The 17131-nt window shown below is 67.3% G+C and carries 17 protein-coding genes; 10 read left to right on the top strand and 7 right to left on the bottom strand.

The annotated features are described in order from the left end of the window. Window positions 1-29 precede the first annotated feature (29 nt). Genes ribD through ribH form a run of 4 tightly spaced genes read left to right on the top strand, consistent with a single transcriptional unit; the run spans window position 30 to window position 3572 of the window. Window positions 30-1094: a bifunctional diaminohydroxyphosphoribosylaminopyrimidine deaminase/5-amino-6-(5-phosphoribosylamino)uracil reductase RibD gene (ribD, locus tag BKA04_RS09260; protein WP_232842020.1), complete on the top strand. Its 1065-nt coding sequence runs from the start codon at window positions 30-32 to the stop codon at window positions 1092-1094. Between the two features lie 2 nt (window positions 1095-1096). Further along, complete coding sequence (locus tag BKA04_RS09255; protein WP_104096155.1) at window positions 1097-1825, top strand: riboflavin synthase; 729 nt, start codon at window positions 1097-1099, stop codon at window positions 1823-1825. After that, on the top strand, window positions 1822-3093 hold the full coding sequence (ribA, locus tag BKA04_RS09250; protein WP_104096154.1) for a GTP cyclohydrolase II: 1272 nt from the start codon (window positions 1822-1824) through the stop codon (window positions 3091-3093). Before BKA04_RS09255 ends, ribA begins: the two co-directional genes overlap by 4 nt. Then, a complete protein-coding gene (gene ribH, locus BKA04_RS09245) occupies window positions 3090-3572 on the top strand; it encodes a 6,7-dimethyl-8-ribityllumazine synthase (protein WP_104096153.1) in 483 nt (160 codons plus the stop codon). Before ribA ends, ribH begins: the two co-directional genes overlap by 4 nt. On the opposite strand, the gene BKA04_RS09240 is transcribed toward ribH, so the two are convergent. From BKA04_RS09240 to BKA04_RS09225, 4 genes are read right to left on the bottom strand one after another with little or no spacing between them, the layout of a single operon-like run. After that, window positions 3569-4519 carry an SDR family oxidoreductase gene (locus tag BKA04_RS09240; RefSeq protein ID WP_104096152.1) on the bottom strand — a complete coding sequence of 317 codons (951 nt, stop codon included), beginning with the start codon at window positions 4517-4519 and terminating at the stop codon, window positions 3569-3571. The genes ribH and BKA04_RS09240 overlap by 4 nt on opposite strands. After that, a complete protein-coding gene (locus BKA04_RS09235; RefSeq protein ID WP_104096151.1) occupies window positions 4516-5442 on the bottom strand; it encodes a bile acid:sodium symporter family protein in 927 nt (308 codons plus the stop codon). The genes BKA04_RS09240 and BKA04_RS09235 overlap by 4 nt, the downstream gene beginning before the upstream one ends. Beyond that, complete coding sequence (locus BKA04_RS09230) at window positions 5439-6764, bottom strand: flavin-containing monooxygenase (RefSeq protein WP_104096150.1); 1326 nt, start codon at window positions 6762-6764, stop codon at window positions 5439-5441. Before BKA04_RS09230 ends, BKA04_RS09235 begins: the two co-directional genes overlap by 4 nt. A 22-nt stretch (window positions 6765-6786) precedes the next feature. Then, the gene (locus BKA04_RS09225) at window positions 6787-8271 is read right to left on the bottom strand and encodes a hydroxymethylglutaryl-CoA synthase family protein (protein WP_104096149.1); all 1485 of its coding nucleotides are present in this window, start codon (window positions 8269-8271) and stop codon (window positions 6787-6789) included. A gap of 94 nt (window positions 8272-8365) precedes the next feature. Here BKA04_RS09225 and mvaD point away from each other — a divergent pair, with 94 nt between their 5' ends. The 4 genes from mvaD to BKA04_RS09205 all read left to right on the top strand — a co-directional run bounded on the left by mvaD (window position 8366) and on the right by BKA04_RS09205 (window position 13192). Then, a complete protein-coding gene (mvaD, locus tag BKA04_RS09220) occupies window positions 8366-9364 on the top strand; it encodes a diphosphomevalonate decarboxylase (RefSeq protein WP_104096148.1) in 999 nt (332 codons plus the stop codon). Next, complete coding sequence (locus BKA04_RS09215) at window positions 9361-10365, top strand: mevalonate kinase family protein (protein WP_167309716.1); 1005 nt, start codon at window positions 9361-9363, stop codon at window positions 10363-10365. Before mvaD ends, BKA04_RS09215 begins: the two co-directional genes overlap by 4 nt. After that, window positions 10362-12653 carry a hydroxymethylglutaryl-CoA reductase, degradative gene (locus BKA04_RS09210; protein ID WP_104096146.1) on the top strand — a complete coding sequence of 764 codons (2292 nt, stop codon included), beginning with the start codon at window positions 10362-10364 and terminating at the stop codon, window positions 12651-12653. Before BKA04_RS09215 ends, BKA04_RS09210 begins: the two co-directional genes overlap by 4 nt. Before the next feature lie 176 nt (window positions 12654-12829). Next, window positions 12830-13192: a hypothetical protein gene (locus tag BKA04_RS09205; protein WP_104096145.1), complete on the top strand. Its 363-nt coding sequence runs from the start codon at window positions 12830-12832 to the stop codon at window positions 13190-13192. Window positions 13193-13201: 9 nt separating this feature from the next. On the opposite strand, the gene BKA04_RS09200 is transcribed toward BKA04_RS09205, so the two are convergent. The 3 genes from BKA04_RS09200 to BKA04_RS09190 are packed head-to-tail and all read right to left on the bottom strand — an operon-like array spanning window position 13202 to window position 15875. Then, complete coding sequence (locus BKA04_RS09200; protein WP_104096144.1) at window positions 13202-14035, bottom strand: ABC transporter permease; 834 nt, start codon at window positions 14033-14035, stop codon at window positions 13202-13204. After that, the gene (locus BKA04_RS09195) at window positions 14032-14922 is read right to left on the bottom strand and encodes an ABC transporter permease (protein WP_104096143.1); all 891 of its coding nucleotides are present in this window, start codon (window positions 14920-14922) and stop codon (window positions 14032-14034) included. The genes BKA04_RS09200 and BKA04_RS09195 overlap by 4 nt, the downstream gene beginning before the upstream one ends. Then, the gene (locus BKA04_RS09190) at window positions 14919-15875 is read right to left on the bottom strand and encodes an ABC transporter ATP-binding protein (RefSeq protein WP_104096142.1); all 957 of its coding nucleotides are present in this window, start codon (window positions 15873-15875) and stop codon (window positions 14919-14921) included. The genes BKA04_RS09195 and BKA04_RS09190 overlap by 4 nt, the downstream gene beginning before the upstream one ends. A 138-nt stretch (window positions 15876-16013) precedes the next feature. Here BKA04_RS09190 and BKA04_RS09185 point away from each other — a divergent pair, with 138 nt between their 5' ends. Both BKA04_RS09185 and BKA04_RS09180 read left to right on the top strand, forming a co-directional pair. Further along, window positions 16014-16829 carry a hypothetical protein gene (locus BKA04_RS09185; RefSeq protein ID WP_134542278.1) on the top strand — a complete coding sequence of 272 codons (816 nt, stop codon included), beginning with the start codon at window positions 16014-16016 and terminating at the stop codon, window positions 16827-16829. Between the two features lie 61 nt (window positions 16830-16890). Next, window positions 16891-17121 carry a transcriptional regulator gene (locus BKA04_RS09180; protein ID WP_104096140.1) on the top strand — a complete coding sequence of 77 codons (231 nt, stop codon included), beginning with the start codon at window positions 16891-16893 and terminating at the stop codon, window positions 17119-17121. Window positions 17122-17131 lie beyond the last annotated feature (10 nt).

Raw genomic sequence — 17131 nt, 5'->3', positions numbered from 1 at the left:
GTCCGTCGTGAGCAGACACGAGGAACCGGATGTCGGAGCAGCAGGGCGAACGGCGCGGGAGTGCGACCGCAATCGCCGCGCCCACCATCGACGCCGCGATGCTCCGCGCGCTCGAACTCGCCGCGCGCGGACCGGCGACGGGGGCCAATCCACAGGTCGGTTGCGTCATCCTTTCCCCCGGGGGCGAGATCATCGCCGAGGGTTGGCATCGCGGCCTGGGCACGCCCCACGCCGAGGTGGATGCGCTCTCCTCGCTCGCTCCTGATGGCGCGCGCGGTGCGACTGCTGTCGTCACCCTCGAGCCGTGCAACCATCACGGCCGCACCGGACCGTGCAGCGAAGCCCTCATCGCGGCAGGAGTCGCCCGCGTCGTCTACGCGGTTGGCGATCCGAATCCGGTGGCGAGGGGCGGAGCAGACCGGCTGAGGGATGCCGGCGTCGAGGTGATTGCCGGCGTCGAGGTCGAACGGGTGGAAGAACTCATGCATCCGTGGCTGACGGCGATGCGGCGTGGCGTCCCGTGGGTGACACTCAAGTGGGCCTCCAGCCTCGACGGGCGCGCCGCGGCAGCTGACGGGACGAGCCAGTGGATCACCGGTGAAGCCGCGCGCGCACGGGTCCATCTGCAACGAGCTGCTGCGGACGCCATCATGGTCGGCACGGGGACGGTGCTCGCCGACGACCCGAGCCTCACGGCACGAGACACGCGCGGTGGCCTGTTGCCTTCCCAACCGATCCCGGTCGTGATCGGCGACCGCGAGCTTCCCGCGACGGCGCAGATCTTCCATCATCCCCAACCGCTCATCGCGATGCACGGGCACGACCTCCACGCAGTACTCTCCGGGCTGTTCGCCCGAGGCATCCGGCGCGTCCTCCTCGAAGGCGGCCCCACGCTCGCAAGCGCCTTCATCGCCGAGGGACTCGTCGACGAATACCTGCTGTATCTGGCACCGATTCTGCTCGGCGGCGGGAATCTCGCCACAGCCGACCTCGGCGTCGGAACACTCACCAGCGCACGACGGTTGACGATCGTGCAGTTCGAACGAGTCGGCGAGGACATCCTCGTGCGGGCCCGACCACGGGAAGAAGGGTAACCATGTTCACTGGAATCATCGAGGAGCTCGGTGAGGTCATCGAGTGGAGGCCGACCGCGGATGCCGCCCAGGTCACCGTGCGCGCCCCGCTCGCCGTCTCGGATGCCGCCCACGGCGACTCCATCTCCGTCAACGGCGTGTGCCTCACGATCGTCGACCAGGGTGCCGACTGGTTCACGGCGGATGTCATGGCCGAGACGATCGCCATGAGCACGCTGAAGAACCCCCAGCCCGGCGACCGCGTCAACCTCGAGCGTGCGGCGAAGGTCGGCGACCGGATCGGCGGACACATCGTTCAGGGCCACATCGACGGCACGGCTGCCATTCTGAGCATTGAGGAGGGCAGCGCGTGGCGGGTCGTGCGCTTCACCCTCGCGCCCGAGCTCGCGCCGCTCGTCGTGCGCAAGGGTTCGATCGCCCTCGACGGCGTGTCCCTCACCGTGAGCGCGGTCGGTCGCGACGGCGACGGTGCCGACGCGAGCGACTGGTTCGAGGTCTCGCTGATCCCCGAGACGCTCGCCGTGACGACGCTCGGCGTCAAGAAGCCCGGCGACCTCGTCAACGTCGAGACCGACATCCTCGCTCGCCAGGTCGAGCGCCTGCTCGCGGTCACCATGAGTGGTCGTGGGGGAAGCATTCAAGGGGTCGTGCCCAAAGATGCCCACCGAACCCGCGACCCCTTGAATGCTTCCCCCACAACAGTCACCGGAACTGCGGGAGCGATGCAATGAGCCTGACCGACATCCCTTCGGCGATCGCCGAACTGCGCGCCGGCAAGCCCGTGCTCGTGGCCGACGACGAGGGCCGCGAGAATGAGGGCGACGTCATCATCTCCGCAGAGCTCGCGAGTCAGGAGTGGATCGCCTGGATGGTGCGCCACACCTCCGGCTACCTGTGCGCTCCGCTGCCTGCCGAGCTCGCAGATCGTCTCGCACTGCCCGTCATGGTGGCAGACAACCAGGACCTCCGCGGCACGAACTACACGGTGAGCGTGGATGCCGCCGACCGCTTCAGCACCGGGATCAGCGCGGCCGATCGCGCCCACACGCTCCGTGTGCTCGCCGATCCGGCATCGACACCGGCGAGTCTCATCCGGCCAGGGCACATCCTGCCGCTGCGCGCCGTGGTGGGAGGCGTCCGTGAGCGCGCAGGCCACACGGAGGCCGCTGTCGAACTCATGCGGCTTGCCGGCCTCAGCCCGGTGGCGGCGATCAGCGAGGTCGTGCAGGACGACGGTGAGATGATGCGGTTGCCGGATCTTCTCGAGTTCGGGGAGCAGGAGGGCGTCGCGGTCATCACGATCGCCGATCTGATCGCCTACCTGAACACGGATGCCGCACAGACGAATGCCGCGGTGCCCCCGATCGCGGAGACCTCACGGGTGACGTTCGAGGTGGAGACGACCGTGCCGACCGCGTACGGAGCGTTCCGGTTCCGCGCGTACCGCGACCGCATGACCGGCGCAGATCATGTCGCGGTCATCGCCGGTGAGCCGGGCGAGAACCCGATTGTCCGGGTGCATTCGGAGTGCCTGACGGGTGAGGTCTTCGGTTCGCTCAAGTGCGAGTGCGGGCCGCAGCTGCACGAGTCGCTCGAGCTCATTCAGCGCGAGGGCGGCATCGTCGTCTACCTGCGCGGGCACGAGGGTCGCGGTATCGGTCTCGTGAACAAACTACGGGCGTACAAGCTTCAGGAAGGCGGGCTCGACACGCTCGACGCCAACCTCGCGCTCGGTTTCCCGGCGGACCTTCGCGACTACGGTGCAGCCGTCGCGATCCTCGAGGACCTCGGCGTCGGCTCGGTGCGCCTTCTCACCAACAACCCGGACAAGGCGAAGCAGCTCGAGGCGCACGGCATGACCGTGAGCGAGCTCGTCCCGCTCCTCGTCGGTGTCGGCGAGTTCAACCAGGACTACCTCGACGCCAAGCGCGACCGGATGGGCCACCGCATCCCCTCGGACATCTCGAACCTCATCGAACTGGAAGGACATCCGTCATGAGCGGCGCAGGATCCCCGAACCACCCCGACTCCCCGGCCGTCGACGGCACGGGTTTGAAAATCACGATCGTCGCCGGGCGCTGGCACGACACGATCGCGGGAGGCCTCTTGGCGGGAGCGCACCGCGTGCTCGACACGTCCGGCGCCGAGGTCACCGAGCTGCGGGTGCCAGGCAGTTTCGAGCTGCCGGTCGCCTGCAAGGCCGCGCTCGAGGCGGGGGCGGATGCCGTGGTCGCGCTCGGCGTGATCATCCGTGGCGGGACGCCCCACTTCGACTTCGTCTCGAACGCGGCGACGGATGGGCTCACCCGCGTCGCCCTCGACACCGGCAAGCCCGTCGGGTTCGGGGTGCTCACCCTCGACGACGAGCAGCAGGGCATCGACCGGGCCGGTCTGCCTGGGTCCAGGGAGGACAAGGGCGCCGAGGCGGCATCCGCCGCGCTCGAGATGGCTGTGCTGCTGCGCGACCTGCGCGGCTAACGTCCGGCTCGCGCGGCCTTCCACGCTTCGAGCGCCTCGAGACTCGTCCGGCCCGGCGTATACCCGAAAACGGTTCTGAGCCGCTCGTTGCTGAGCACCGGACGGTAGCGGAGGAAGCCGACCTGCTCGGGGCCGTACCTGGTGAGCCGCAGCGGCTTCGCGACGGAGAGCGCGGCCGTCAGCAGCCAGGCGGGCAGGACCATGAGCGTCTTGCCCAGCACCCCGGCGAGCTCGCGCACGGTCACTGCACCGCCGCCGGCGAGGTTGAAGATTCCGGCGGGCCCGTCGGTGGCAGCACGCACCATGCAGGCGACGACATCCTCGTCCCAGATGAACACGAACGGGCTGTCGGATCCGGCGATCGCGAGCACGCGGCGACGCTCGAACAGCGCGGTGATCTGGTTGTCGACGGTGGCGCCGAGGATCGTCCCGATGCGGAACACGACCTGCTCCAGCTCCGGATGCTGCTCCCGCGCCCTCGCAAGCAGCCCCTCGACGATGCGCTTGTGATCGGAGTACGCGAACTCGGGGTTGCCCCGGATCGCGTCCGTCTCCGTGATCCACGCCGGGTTGTCACGATGGTAGCCGTACGCGGCACCGCTCGAGGAGACGACGATGCGGCGCACTCCCGTCACAAGGCACGCCTCCAGCACGTGGCGCGTGCCGTCCACATCCACCCGGTATTCCTGCTCGCGCGTGATGTGCGGTCCGGGGTTCATGATCGCGGCCAGGTGCACGACGGAGTCGATCCGGTGATCGCGCATCGTGGTCGTGAGCTGCTCCGGCTGCGTGATGTCGACGTGCGCGTAGACGACGCCGGCGACCGTGCGCGTCGGCTGCCTCACGTCACCGCTCACGACGAGGTCGACTCCGGTCGTGGCAGCGAGACCGGCGACGACGGAACTGCCGAGGAATCCGTTCCCTCCGGTGACCAGGACCCGACTCATGCCGGTACTGCGGCCTTCTCCCGGTTCTTTCGAACGGTGAAGCGCGACCAGGCCGTGGCGAGGGCGAGGCCGGCCACGATGTCCCAGATCCCCCACCATCCGGCGACGATCGCCATGCCGCCGAGACCGTCGAAGAACGCGAAGACCAGACCGAGCCCGAGCCCGGCATTCCGGATGCCGACCTCGAAGGTGACCGCCTTCGTGCTCGGAGTATCCAGTCGCGTCGCCTTCGAGGTGGCGTAGCCGAGAGCGAGGGCCACGGCATCGTGCAGGAATACCGCGAGGAGCACGACCCCGATGTAGGCCATGAAGTAGGTCCAGTTGCCGACGAGCGCGAACACGATGAAGGCGAGCAGGGCGACGAGGCTGATTCCGCGCACCCAGGGCTGCACCTTCGCGATGAAGACCGGCCAGCGGTTGCCGATGAGGATCCCGAGCGCGAACGGCAGGCCGATGATGAGCACGATCTTGAGAAGCATGTCGAGAGCGTCGAGCTGCACCGACTCCAGAATCTTCGACGCCGTCGGGTGCAGGCTTCCCCAGAGCGCGAAGTTGAGCGGCATGAGGAAGATGGCCAGAACGTTGCCGATCGCGGTCATGGACACGGAGAGTGCGACGTTTCCGCGCGCCTGGTTGGTGAGCACCTGCGAGATGTTCCCCGGCGGGCAACAGGCGACGAGGATCATTCCGAGCGCGATCGACGGTCCGACCTGCAGCAGCAGGGTGAGCCCGAACGTCACGGCCGGCAGCAGCAGGAACTGCGCCGCGATCGCCACCGTGATCGCCTTCGGCATCGTGATGACGGCCTTGAAGTCTTCGACCTTCACGGCGAGCGCGATGCCGAACATGATGAAGGCGATCACGATGTCGAGCGCCAGAAGGGACCCCGGGTTGAAGTTGAGGACGACGTCGTCGATGTTCACGCTGCGCCTTTCAGTCGGCGGATCTGCTGCTTCAGCTCTCGGCGGTAGGCGTCCTTGTTGACGTAGTACGACATCCGTTCGAGCGCGAGGTAATGGTATCCGCCGGTGAGGTCCGGCCACCTCTTCGCGAGCCGGCCGTCGAATTCTCGCTGTGCCGACGCGTCCGCCGCGAGGTAGCGCGCCAGCAGCTCCGCCTGCTCGTAACGGCCCTGCCAGCCGAGACCGGATGCCTCGACCATCCCGAGCACATAGATCCCGTTGGGGGCGGACTCGCCCTTGTCATTCGCGAAAATGTTGAGGAAGAGCTTCGGCGCCATTCCGGTCCAGTTGAGGTGGCGCCGGTCGAGAAACGGGTAGTCCAGGACGTACCCGGTCGCGAGCATGACGAGGTCGTAGACGTCGCTCGTCCCGTCGGCGAAGTGCACCGTATCCCCGTCGAAGCGGGCGATGTCGGGCCGGATGCGCAGGTCGCCCTGCCCGAGGTGCTGCAGCACCAGCGTGTTGACGATCGGATGCGACTCGTAGATCCGGTAGTCCGGCTTCGGAAATCCGAACCTCACCGGGTCGCCGGTGAAGAGTCGCAGCACGCGAGTGTCGACCCACTGCTTGATCCTGGCCGGCAGCGGCCTGCCCTGGTTGAGCGTGTCGGCGGGACGACCGAACAGGTACTTCGGCACGAAGTAGTACCCGCGCCGAACGCTCAGGTCGATGCTCGCCGCGTGATGCACGGCGTCGACGGCGATGTCGCATCCGCTGTTGCCCGCCCCGATGATGAGCACCCGCTTGCCCTCGAACACGCGTGCGGACTTGTAGTCGCTGCTGTGGAGGAGTTCTCCCGTGAACGTGCCGGGGAAGCTCGGGATCGACGGCTCGGCCAGGGTGCCGTTGGCGAGAATCACACCGGCGTAGACGTCGCTGCCGACGCCATGCGGGCCGCTCCACTCCACCCGCCAGCCGCCGTCGACCGGCACCACAGACGTGACCGTCGTCTCGAAGCGAAAATGCCTGCGCAGGTCGAACTCGTCGGAGAATTCGGCGAAATAGCGGCGCAGGTCAGCATGGCCGGGATAGTCCGGCGTACCGGGAGGCATCGGGAATTCGGAGAATTCCGTCGTGCTCCTGCTCGAGATGAGATGCGCGGACTCGTACATGGTGCTGCGCGGGTTGTCGATGTTCCAGAGTCCGCCGACATCGGATGCGGACTCGAATCCGTCGAACTCGATCCCGAACCGGAGGAGGTTACGCGCCCCGGCGAGACCGCTGGGACCGGCACCGATGAGCGCATAGCGGCGTGCAGTCGGGTGCGCCGTGCCGTGGGTCATCCGCGGATCCCTTCGAGGCTCGCTACGCTCGCACCCCGGGGATCGGCCCGGCAGGCACGTAACGGTAGAACTCGACCCCGAGATTCTGGAAGTCGGCTCCGTCGATGGTACCGACGGACTCGACGACGAACTCGCCGCTCGGCGGCACCGGAATGAGGTCGCTCGAGCGGCCCTCGTGCAGGGCGAGGTACTGCGCCTCGGTGAGGTCGACGGGGTTTCCGAGCGCCTCGGCGAAGTTGATGCGCCGGGCCGCCTCCTGCCAGCCCGTCGCGACCCGCATCGGGATCGCCTCCGCCGCGTCGCCGCTGCCGTAGCCGAGCGCGAGCCAAAACTGGCCTGCGATGTCGAGGCCGTCATCCGCCGCCTGGCGCAGTCCCGAGGCGAGCCAGGCGGGAAGCGCAGCGGAGTAGAGGTTGCCGAGGTCGCGCATGGCCTCCGCGCCGAGGCTCAGCTTGTCGACGACGAGCGATTGCCACAGGTCGAGCCCGCGCAGGTGCTGCCGGAGCTTGCGCGAGAGCGGGAACACGTCTCCGTCGCTCGCACCGGTCACGATCGACTCGTCGAAGGGCGAGGCGGTGTCCAGCTCGGTGAGAAGGGCATCCGCGTCGACCCCGGATGCCGCGCAGTACTCGCGAAGCCTGTCGCGTCCCTCATCGTCGGCGGCGAGCGCGAACAGGTAGGCCATGACCCATCCGGTCGTCGGCATCTGGTTGTACGGCCGGTGCATGAAGACGCGGTCGACCTCGGTGAAGTAGTCGACAGGTCGGCCGCCGCGCTTGGCGAGCATGGCCGCCATGGCGTGGTGCGTCGCGTCGATGTAGCAGCTTGTGGAGTACCGACCGTTGAAGACCGGGAGGTCCTGCATCTGGCCGTCGTCGCGCGGCGGCTGCCGGAAGCGCGCGAACGGCTTACGGAAGTCGACCGTGCGGTAGTCGGAGTCGCTGCCCCCTGCGGCGAGATCCACCTCGAGCAGTCGCGCATCGCCGTCGACGAGCATGGCGACCGCCCCGGCACCCTGCGTCGGCTCCCCCGTGCTGCCGAGCGCATACTCGGCGATGTCGGAAGAGACGACGATCGCCTGCCGGCCGACACCATCCGCGGCGAGGTAACGCAGCGCCGCCTTGAGCCCGTACACCCCGGCGAGACAGGCGTGCTTGAACTCCGGAACCTCGCAGTCGCGGGCGAGAGGGGACATCCCCTTCGCCTCGAGGGCGTCGTTGATCATTCCCTTGACGATGATCGCCCCCGCAGAGTTGTCGCTGCTGGATTCCGTGCCGAGCGCCAGCATCCCGACGCGCTGCGGGTCGAGCCCGTAGTCCTCGATGAGACGCAGCACGGCGGTCGCGGCGAGCGTGTACACGCTCTGGGCCGGCCCGCGCATCCGGAAGCTGCGGCCGACGACGCTGCGCGTCTTCTCCCACGACTCGTCATTCCACGCGCACCAGTCCTGAAGTTGGACGCGGTACGGGGGCAGATAGAGCGAAATTCCGCTGATTCCAGGGAGCACGCGGTTCCTTACGTTCGAGGCCGCTTGGGTACAGTACCGACTGTAGCAAGCAGTCGGGCGGCTAAAATGTTCCCGACAGGATCGGAGCACCACTGTGGAGCACACCAACGGCGGTGACACCAGTGCGTCGGCTCAGGCCCACAGCAATATCGCCCTCGCGAAGTATTGGGGAAAGCGCGATGCGGCGCTGAACATCCCGGCGGTCGGATCGATCTCGATCACACTCGATGCCCTGCACACCGACACGAGGGTGACCTTCGATGCCGGGCTCACGAAGGACGAGTTGTGGCTGGATGGCCGCGAACAGCAGGTCGGCAGGGCCGGCCTCGTGCTCGACCTGGTGCGCGAACGCGCCGGGATCGACCTCCGGGCCAGGGTCGTGTCGGAGAACAACTTCCCGACCGGTGCTGGGCTCGCCTCCTCCGCGTCCGGGTTCGCAGCTCTCGCGGTCGCGGCGACCGCCGCGGCGGGGATCGAGGCGACCCCGCGCGAACTGTCTGTGCTCGCTCGGCGCGGTTCGGCATCCGCAGCCAGGTCGATCTTCGGCGGATACGCGGAGCTCCACGCAGGCGAGTCGACCGACGGCAACGACTCCTTCGCCGAGCCGCTCCTCGACGGTGATGCCTGGCCGCTCAGCGTCGTCGTCGCGATCACCGATCCGGGGCAGAAGGCTGTCTCCTCGACGGTGGGCATGCAGGCCACGAGCGCGAGCTCTCCGTTCTACCCCGCGTGGGTCGAATCGGCTCCGGCCGACCTCGACCGGATGCGGGCCGCCATCCTCGCCCACGACCTCGAGACGGTCGGCGAACTCGCAGAGCACAGCTGCCTCGCCCTCCACTCGCTCATGCTCACGACCCGGCCTGCGCTCATCTATTGGAATGCTGCGACCATGTCCGCCATCCACGCCGTACGCGGGCTGCGCGCCGGCGGCCTGCCGGTGTATTTCACGATCGACGCCGGCCCGCAGGTGAAGGCGCTCTGCCTCCCTGCGGATGCCGCTGCCGTGGCATCGGCTCTCACCCTCGTGCCGGGCGTGCAGGAGACGCGCACGAGTGTCCTCGGCCCCGCGGCCCACCTGGTCGCGGTGCCGTGAACACCGTGACGGTCACGGCGCCGGGCAAGCTGTACCTGGTCGGAGAGTATGCCGTGCTGGACGGAGCGCCCGCGCTCCTCGCGGCCATCGAGCGCAGGGTCTCCGTGTCCGTGACCGACTCGGAGTCGTGGAGCATCACGAGCCCCCAACTCGGCATCGACCGACTCGACCTCGGCGAAGGCGGCGCCCTCCCAGAAGGGATCGAGGACGCGCTTCGCAGGAGGCTCCGACTCTTCGATCGGGTGCGATCGGCCGTCGCCGAACGGTCCGCTGCCGGCCCGGCAGTGCACATCGACATCGACAGCTCACCGTTCTTCGTGGACTCCCACAAGCTCGGCCTCGGCTCGAGCGCCGCCGTCGCCGTCGCGCTCACGGCAGCGCTCGCGGCCGCGTACGGCCCCCCGCTCACCCCTGAAGCGCTTTTCGCGACCGCCTCGCGCGCCCACACGGAGGCGCAGGGCGGGCGAGGCAGCGGCGGCGACGTCGCGGCCGGCGTGTACGGAGGACTCCTCCGGTACACGCGGGGCGAGCCTCCGGCACCCCGCGGCTGGCCGAACGGGCTCGGATTCTTCGCCGTCACGACGGGCTCCGGAAGCAGCACCGTCGACCTCGTGTCCCGCGTCGCCGACTTCGCAGTGCGTGACCCGCGCGCCCACCGGCGCGATCTCGACCGTCTCGGCTCGCTCGCGGCGCGAGTCGACGACGCGCTCGCGGACGCCGACTCGTTCCTCGAACTGGCCGCCGAGTACTTCGCCGGGGTGGAAACCCTCGACCGGCACGCCGGAGCCGGAATCGTCAGCGAACGGCACCGCGAACTGCGGGAACTCGCCACAGCATCCGGGGCCGTTTTCAAGACGAGCGGCGCCGGAGGTGGCGACCTCGGCCTAGTCTTTGCCAAGCTTGACTCCACGGACCAACTTCAGTCCGTCTTCACCGAAGCCGGAGCCACCGTGATCCCCGCACCGTTCAGCCCCGACGGAGTGCGGACGGGCGACGCATGAAGGACTCCCGCATCCCCCGCTTCTACCAGCTGAGCGTCGAAGAGCGGCTGCGCGAACTGCGAGACCGCGGCATCCTCACACCGGAGAACTACGAGTCGCTCAGCACGGGCTCGTACATTCTCACGGCGATGAAGGCCGATCGGCTCACCGAGAACGTCGTGGGTGTGTTCTCCATGCCCATGGGCCTCGGCCTGAACTTCGACATCAACGGTCGCGACCACCTCATCCCCATGGTGGTCGAAGAGCCATCCATCATCGCCGCGGTGAGCTCGGCCGCCCTCCTCGTGCGCAAGGCCGGCGGCTTCACGAGTATTGCGGACGAACCTCTCATCATCGGGCAGGTGCAGATTCTGGATGTCGCCGACGCGGATGCCGCGGCCGAGCGGATCCTCGCCGGCTCGTCCCGTATCCTTCAGGTCGCCAACGCGACACACCCGAACATGGTGGCGCGCGGCGGCGGGGCGGTGGACCTGGAGGTGCACCGGCGCGGGCAGACGGCATCCCACGGTGAACTACTCGTCGTCCATCTCATCGTCGACTCCAAGGATGCGATGGGCGCCAATCTGGTGAACACCATGTGCGAGGCGATCGGCCCCGTGCTGGAGGAGCTGAGCGGGGGGCGGGTCTTTCTGCGCATCCTCTCCAACCTCACCGATCGCGCCATGGTGAGAGCCCGATGCGTCCTGCCGCCGGAGGTGCTCGGGACAGAGCACTTCTCGGGTGAAGCAGTGCGGGACGGCATCGTTCTGGCCGGAGAGTTCGCCGAACTCGACGTGTATCGCGCCACGACGCACAACAAGGGCATCATGAACGGGATCGATGCCGTCGCGATCGCCACGGGGAACGACTGGAGGGCGGTCGAGGCCGCCGCCCACGCGTTCGCGGCCACGACCGGCGCCTACCGCCCGCTCACGCGCTGGTCCACGGATGACGACGGCAACCTGGTGGGCGAGATCGAACTGCCGCTCAAGGTGGGAACGGTCGGTGGCCAGGTTGAGTCGAACCCCGTCATCCGCATCGCCTATGACATCCTGGGGACCCGATCGGCGCGCGAGCTCGCGGAGATCATGGCAGCGGTCGGACTGGCGCAGAACCTCGCGGCGCTCAAGGCGCTGTCGACGGAGGGCATCCAGCCCGGCCACATGCGACTGCACGCGAGGAGCGTCGCCGTCGCGGCCGGGGCGAGCGAAGAACAATTCGAGGATGTGGTGGACTGGCTTGTCGCCAGCGGCGACATCAAAGTGTGGAAGGCGCAGAAGATCATCGAGGCACTCAAGGGCGGCGCTACACCGACCGGAACCATCGACATCATGCCGCTCGGGCCCGCGAGCGTCGACCTCGGCCAGAACGTCGGCTACGGGAAGATCATCCTGCTCGGCGAACACTCCGTCGTCTACGGCAGGCACGCCATCGCCGCACCGCTCAGCCTCGTCATCCGGGCCGACGTCACGGGGCCGGCGCACACCAGCGAACTCACGATCACCGGCTGGGACTCCGACCCTGCGGCCCACAACCCGGCCGGCGCGCAACTCGCGGAGCGTGTCGCGAAGCTCATCGCGCAGCGTCTCGGAGTGGGCGACCTTCCCGTGCATGTCGATGTCGTCCCCGAGCTTCCGCGGGCCAGCGGCCTCGGCGCATCGGCGGCCCTCGCGGTCGCCGTCATCCGGGCGATCGTGCACCACTTCGGGCTCAGTGTCTCCGACGAGGCGATCTCCCAACTCGCATTCGAGTGCGAGGGACTCGTACACGGCACTCCCTCCGGGATCGACAACACCGTCGCCACGTTCGGGAGGATGATCCTGTTTCGTCGATCGGATGCCGGCAACGAGATCCGCGACATCAGCACCCCCGTATCGATTCCGGTCGTCGTGGGCCTCACCGGCGTTCGATCCCTCACCGCCGACACGGTGGGACGAGTGCATGCCGGCTGGCAGAAGAACCCGCAGCACTACGAGGCGATCTTCGACGAGATCGACGGGCTCGTCATGACGGGTCTGGATGCCCTCACACGAGGCGACCTGTCGGCCCTCGGCGAGGTCATGAACCTCAACCATGGGCTGCTCAATGCGCTGCAGGTGTCGAGCCCGGAACTCGAGGCCGTCATCGACCTCGCCCGCAGGTCTGGCGCGCTCGGTGCCAAACTGACGGGCGGTGGCGGCGGCGGCGCGATGATCGCGATCGCTGAGCCGGACCGCATCCACTCCGTCGCCAACACCCTCGACGTGGCCGGGTACCAGACCTACCTCACCGAGATCCGCACCAACGGGAACGGTAAGCTGGCCCCGTGAGCTTCAATTTTCCCCGCGTGCTCCTGACCATCGTCGCGCTCGCCTCCGTCGTGCTCTTCGCGATGTGGGTGTACGTGGTGTTCTTCCAGCGCTGAGCGACAGGCGGATGCCGAGTCGCGTGCGGCGAGGTGCGACCGGGATTCGCGCGCGGCTGAGCCCTCTGGGATGATGTGGGCATGACTATCCCGCCCATCGTCTTCGGCATCGTCCTCATCCTCCACTTCGTCGGGCTCGCCTCGCTGCTCGGCGGCGTGCTCGTCCAGGTGAAGGACACGATCGCAGGAAAGGGCCGCATCATCGCGGCGATGATTCACGGCGCACTCACGCAGCTCGTGACGGGCATCCTGCTCGTCGCGTTCATCGAGATGGGTGGCGGGTCGATCAACAACGGGAAGATCGGCACGAAGCTCGCCATCGTCCTGCTCATCACCGTGCTCGTTTTCCTGTTCCGCAAGAAGGCGGCGGCACCGTCCTGGGTGATCTGGGTCATCGGCGCTTTCACGCTCGCCAACATCTGCATCGCCGTTCTCTGGCACTGACCGCACGACTCAGTTCAGGAACAGCGCCTTCAGTCGGCGGGTGGTCAGCGTCATCCCGACGAGGATCATGACGACGAAGTACAGGATGTGCCACGGCGTCGCCGAATCGAGGAGACCCGTCGTGAAGCCGCGAACCAGTTCCACGCCGTGCCACAGCGGCATCGCCTGGATGACCCACTGCAGGCCGGCCGGGTACACCGTGATGGGGTAGAACGTCGCCGACAGCAGGAACATCGGCAGCATGATGAAGTTGATCCAGTCCATCTGCTGAAACGTCTTCATGTAGCTCGTGATGCCCATCCCGAAGCTCGCGAACGCGAACGCGATGAGCAGCACCGCCGGCAGCGCGAGAATCGCGGTCCAGGCGAGATTGAGTCCCAGCGCCTGCATCACGATCATGAAGCCGCAGGCGTAGACGAACCCGCGGGCGAGGGCGAGCAGGATCTCGCCGAGCGCGACGTCGAACGGGCCGAGGGATGTCGCGAGCATGCCGTCGTAGATCTTGCCGAAGTTCATCTTGAAGAAGACGTTCCACGTGGAGTCGAAGACCGCGCCGTTCATCGCGGCGACAGCGAGAAGCGCCGGCGCGATGTAGGCGGCGTAGGGGATCGTCTGCCCGCCGGGGAGCTGGATCGCACCGATGTAGCTGCCGAGGCCGATACCCATAGCGAGGAGATAGAACACCGGCTCGAAGAATCCGGAGACCACAATGAGCCAGTTGGTCTTCGCCGTCGCGAGGATGCCTCGCTCCATGACGGAGCGTGCGTTGCCCGCATACAGCGACGGGAGCAGCAGGGGCCGCTTCACCTGGACCAGCGGCGCGGCCTCTCTCGTGATCGTCATCGGTTCAACCTCTTCACGGCGAGTCGACGCGCAAGCCACCAGCCGACGACGATCAGGAGCACGAGGTAGGCGACGTGGACCACCGAGAGCCACGCGGGTTCCTGATAGCCGTAGGAGAGCACCCTCGACAGCTCCGTTCCGTGCCAGAGCGGGGAGATCCATCCGATCCAGTGGAGCCACACCGGGAGGGTCGAGAGCGGGAAGAACGTGCCGGAGAAGAGCGTCAACGGGATCACGCCGAACCGCATGATGTAGTTGAACTGGCCCTTATCCTCCTTGAGGTGCGTCGCGTACGCCATGAGCAACGCACCGAGCGACATGCCGGTCAGAACGCCGACGACGATCACGAGCCATCCGAAGGGTCCCGGGATGGCCCCGAACAGGAGCATGAACAGGTAGTAGACGATGCTCTGGGCGACGAGGCGCACGATCACGGCGTAGGTCACGCCGTTGATGATCTGGCCGCCCTGCAGAGGCGCTGCGTTCATCCCGAAGAAGGTCGGGTTCCACTTGAACCCGAGCATGATGGGGTAGCTGAATTCCTCCGTCGCGGTCGTCATCGCCGCGCTGCACAGGAGCGCAGGCGCCACGAAGATCAGGTAGCTCACCTCGCTGCCCCCTGATCCGCCGTTCGCCATATTGGCGTCGACGAGAGTCGCAAGGCCCACGCCGAGCGCGTAGAGGTAGAGCAGAGGCGTGCCGATCCCGGTCGCGACCATCGTCTGCAGGTAGCCGCGCATGACCTTCAGCCGGTGCTCCGCGACGTACAGGCCGCCGAATCGGCGAGGCTTGAGACCGCCTGCCATGGCGTGTTCCGGGGTTCCGATGCGAGTCCCGACCGGCGTGACCGGCGATGAGCCGGGCCCGAGAGGAGAAGAGTGCGTCATTCGATGAGTGACCTTCCGGTCAGACGAAGGAACACGTCCTCGAGGCTCGAACGGCGCACGAGGGATGTCAACGGGTTGAGTCCGAGGTCGGTGACCTTCTGCAGGACCACTTCTCCGTTATCGCTGTAGACGAGGATGCGGTCCGGCAGCACCTCGATGCGCTCGCCGAGGGGCTCCACCTGCTGCGCAACATCGGCGTTCCGGTCCGACCCGAACCGGAGTTCGAGGACCTCCCGAGTCGAATACTTCTTGATGAGGGAGGAAGGGGAGCCTTCCGCCATGATGGTGCCCTTGTCGATGACCACGAGCCGGTCGCACAGCTGCTCGGCCTCATCCATGTAGTGGGTCGTCAGGACGAGCGTCGTCCCCTGCTCCTTGAGGCGGAACAGGCGGTCCCAGAGAATGTGCCTGGCCTGCGGGTCGAGGCCCGTCGTCGGTTCGTCGAGCATGAGGATGCGCGGGTTGTTGATGAGCGCACGCGCGATCGTGAGGCGCCTCTTCATCCCGCCGGAGAGATCGTCGACCCTGGATTTCGCCTTCTCCCCTAGTTGTGCGAACTCCAGCAGCTCGTCTGCTTTCGGGCCGAGGTAGCTGTGCGGCAGACCGAAGTATCGGCCGTAGACGATGAGGTTGTCCCGCACCTTGAGCTCGGAGTCGAGGTTGTCCTCCTGCGGCACGACTCCGAGCTGCGACCGGATCTCCGGACCGAACTGGTTGGGGTCGAGGCCGACGACGGACAGGTCGCCTGACGTGCGCGTGGACACGGCCCCGATCATCCGCATCGTCGTCGATTTGCCCGCACCGTTGGGGCCGAGGAATCCGAAGGACTCGCCCGGCGCGATGTCGAAGGAGATCCCGTCGACGGCGGCGAAATCCTTGTACTTCTTGGTCAGATTGCTCGCGGAAATGACGGCGTTGTTCGCTGTGGAGGAGAGGGTGTCTGGTGATGGCACGAGGGAAAGGATAACCCGTAACCACCCACATTATCCTCGGCGGGCCCCGAGCGTGGCTGCTCCGGCCGACCGTTCACGGGCAATAACATGGGCACGCCTCACCGTCCGCGCCGAAAGGTCGCCATGAGAGTCCCGCGCTTGACGTTCGCAGCCGTCGCCCTTGTACCTCTTCTTCTCCTCACCGCGTGCCAGCCGGAGAAGTCGCCGCTCGAATCGCCTTCACCGACGGTCATGGAGGCGCCGAGCGCCCCACCCGGCCCTCCGGTCCAGGCCCTGCCGCCGGACAGCGTGCTCGGGATGACCGGCACCGTCACCGCCGACAACGGTGCTGAACTCGCGCTGACACTGGTCGTGCACGCGTCGAAGGCGGCCACAGCGCCGGACGCGGCCACTGGATCGGCGGTGATCACGGACTGGTGCGCAGGAGAGTTGGATGCCAACACTCTCGCGGGCCAGGCATACGGGCTCGTCCAGGTGGACTACACCGCGACGCTCGTCGGTTCGAAGACCTGGCCGCCTGACCTGCCGCTTCTACTGTTTCCGACCGCTCAGGATGTCGGCCTCGCGTCGAGCGGCGCCGCTCATCAGATCGAGGTCCTCGCCGCACCGCCGTCGCCGGGCGACTACGTCCCGCATTGTCAGCAGTTCGCGTTCCTGACCGGTCCGGGAGACGGCTCGACCATCGTCGCCCTCGCCGGGGATGCGTCCGACAATCCGCCCTTCACGCGCTGGGCGGACTTCGCATACGGCTTCGACATCAACAGCCCGGCCGGGTTCGTCGGGTCGAAGCCGTTCGGCGGGGTCGATTCCAGCCGCGTATCGTTCACCAACTGTGTGGCGACCATCACGGCGCTCGCCTCGACTCTCGGCTACCCATCCAACTCGTGGGGCCAGGAGTTCGCTCCCGACCGCTGCGTCGTGGGCGGGTCAACGCAACCATTGGGCGGCCCGTAGCGAAATGCGGCGGCTGTCAACCGCGGTTGACGAGGCTCGGATTGTCAACTATGGTTGACAGGTGCCGCACTATCCACACACCCTGAGCGACGAGAATGGTGACCACCCTCTCGCTCTGCTTCAATTGCTCGCCGAAGAGCGAAAGCGCCTCATCGCGGCAAACACCGCACTCGACCGCGAGCAGGCCGCACTGGTCCGCAAGGCCCGGAATGCGGGTTACGGCTGGCAGATGATCGCCACGGCGCTCGGGGTCACCCGCCAGGCGGTACACAAGAAATACGGACGCCGGTGAAGCCGCCGGG

The sequence above is a fragment of the Terrimesophilobacter mesophilus genome, assembly GCF_014200375.1.
Lineage (GTDB): Bacteria > Actinomycetota > Actinomycetes > Actinomycetales > Microbacteriaceae > Terrimesophilobacter > Terrimesophilobacter mesophilus.
Note: the sequence above shows the minus strand (reverse complement) of the source record. Positions and strands in the feature narration are given on the sequence as shown.

What these genes read in the sequence shown, in the direction of transcription:
- BKA04_RS09210 (WP_104096146.1), top strand. Translation starts at nt 10,362, where the DNA reads ATGAAGGACTCCCGCATCCCCCGCTTCTACCAGCTGAGCGTCGAAGAG.
- BKA04_RS09205 (WP_104096145.1), top strand. Translation starts at nt 12,830, where the DNA reads ATGACTATCCCGCCCATCGTCTTCGGCATCGTCCTCATCCTCCACTTC.
- BKA04_RS09200 (WP_104096144.1), bottom strand. Translation starts at nt 14,035, where the DNA reads ATGACGATCACGAGAGAGGCCGCGCCGCTGGTCCAGGTGAAGCGGCCC.
- BKA04_RS09230 (WP_104096150.1), bottom strand. Translation starts at nt 6,764, where the DNA reads ATGACCCACGGCACGGCGCACCCGACTGCACGCCGCTATGCGCTCATC.
- ribA (WP_104096154.1), top strand. Translation starts at nt 1,822, where the DNA reads ATGAGCCTGACCGACATCCCTTCGGCGATCGCCGAACTGCGCGCCGGC.
- ribD (WP_232842020.1), top strand. Translation starts at nt 30, where the DNA reads ATGTCGGAGCAGCAGGGCGAACGGCGCGGGAGTGCGACCGCAATCGCC.
- BKA04_RS09240 (WP_104096152.1), bottom strand. Translation starts at nt 4,519, where the DNA reads ATGAGTCGGGTCCTGGTCACCGGAGGGAACGGATTCCTCGGCAGTTCC.
- BKA04_RS09195 (WP_104096143.1), bottom strand. Translation starts at nt 14,922, where the DNA reads ATGACGCACTCTTCTCCTCTCGGGCCCGGCTCATCGCCGGTCACGCCG.
- BKA04_RS09255 (WP_104096155.1), top strand. Translation starts at nt 1,097, where the DNA reads ATGTTCACTGGAATCATCGAGGAGCTCGGTGAGGTCATCGAGTGGAGG.
- ribH (WP_104096153.1), top strand. Translation starts at nt 3,090, where the DNA reads ATGAGCGGCGCAGGATCCCCGAACCACCCCGACTCCCCGGCCGTCGAC.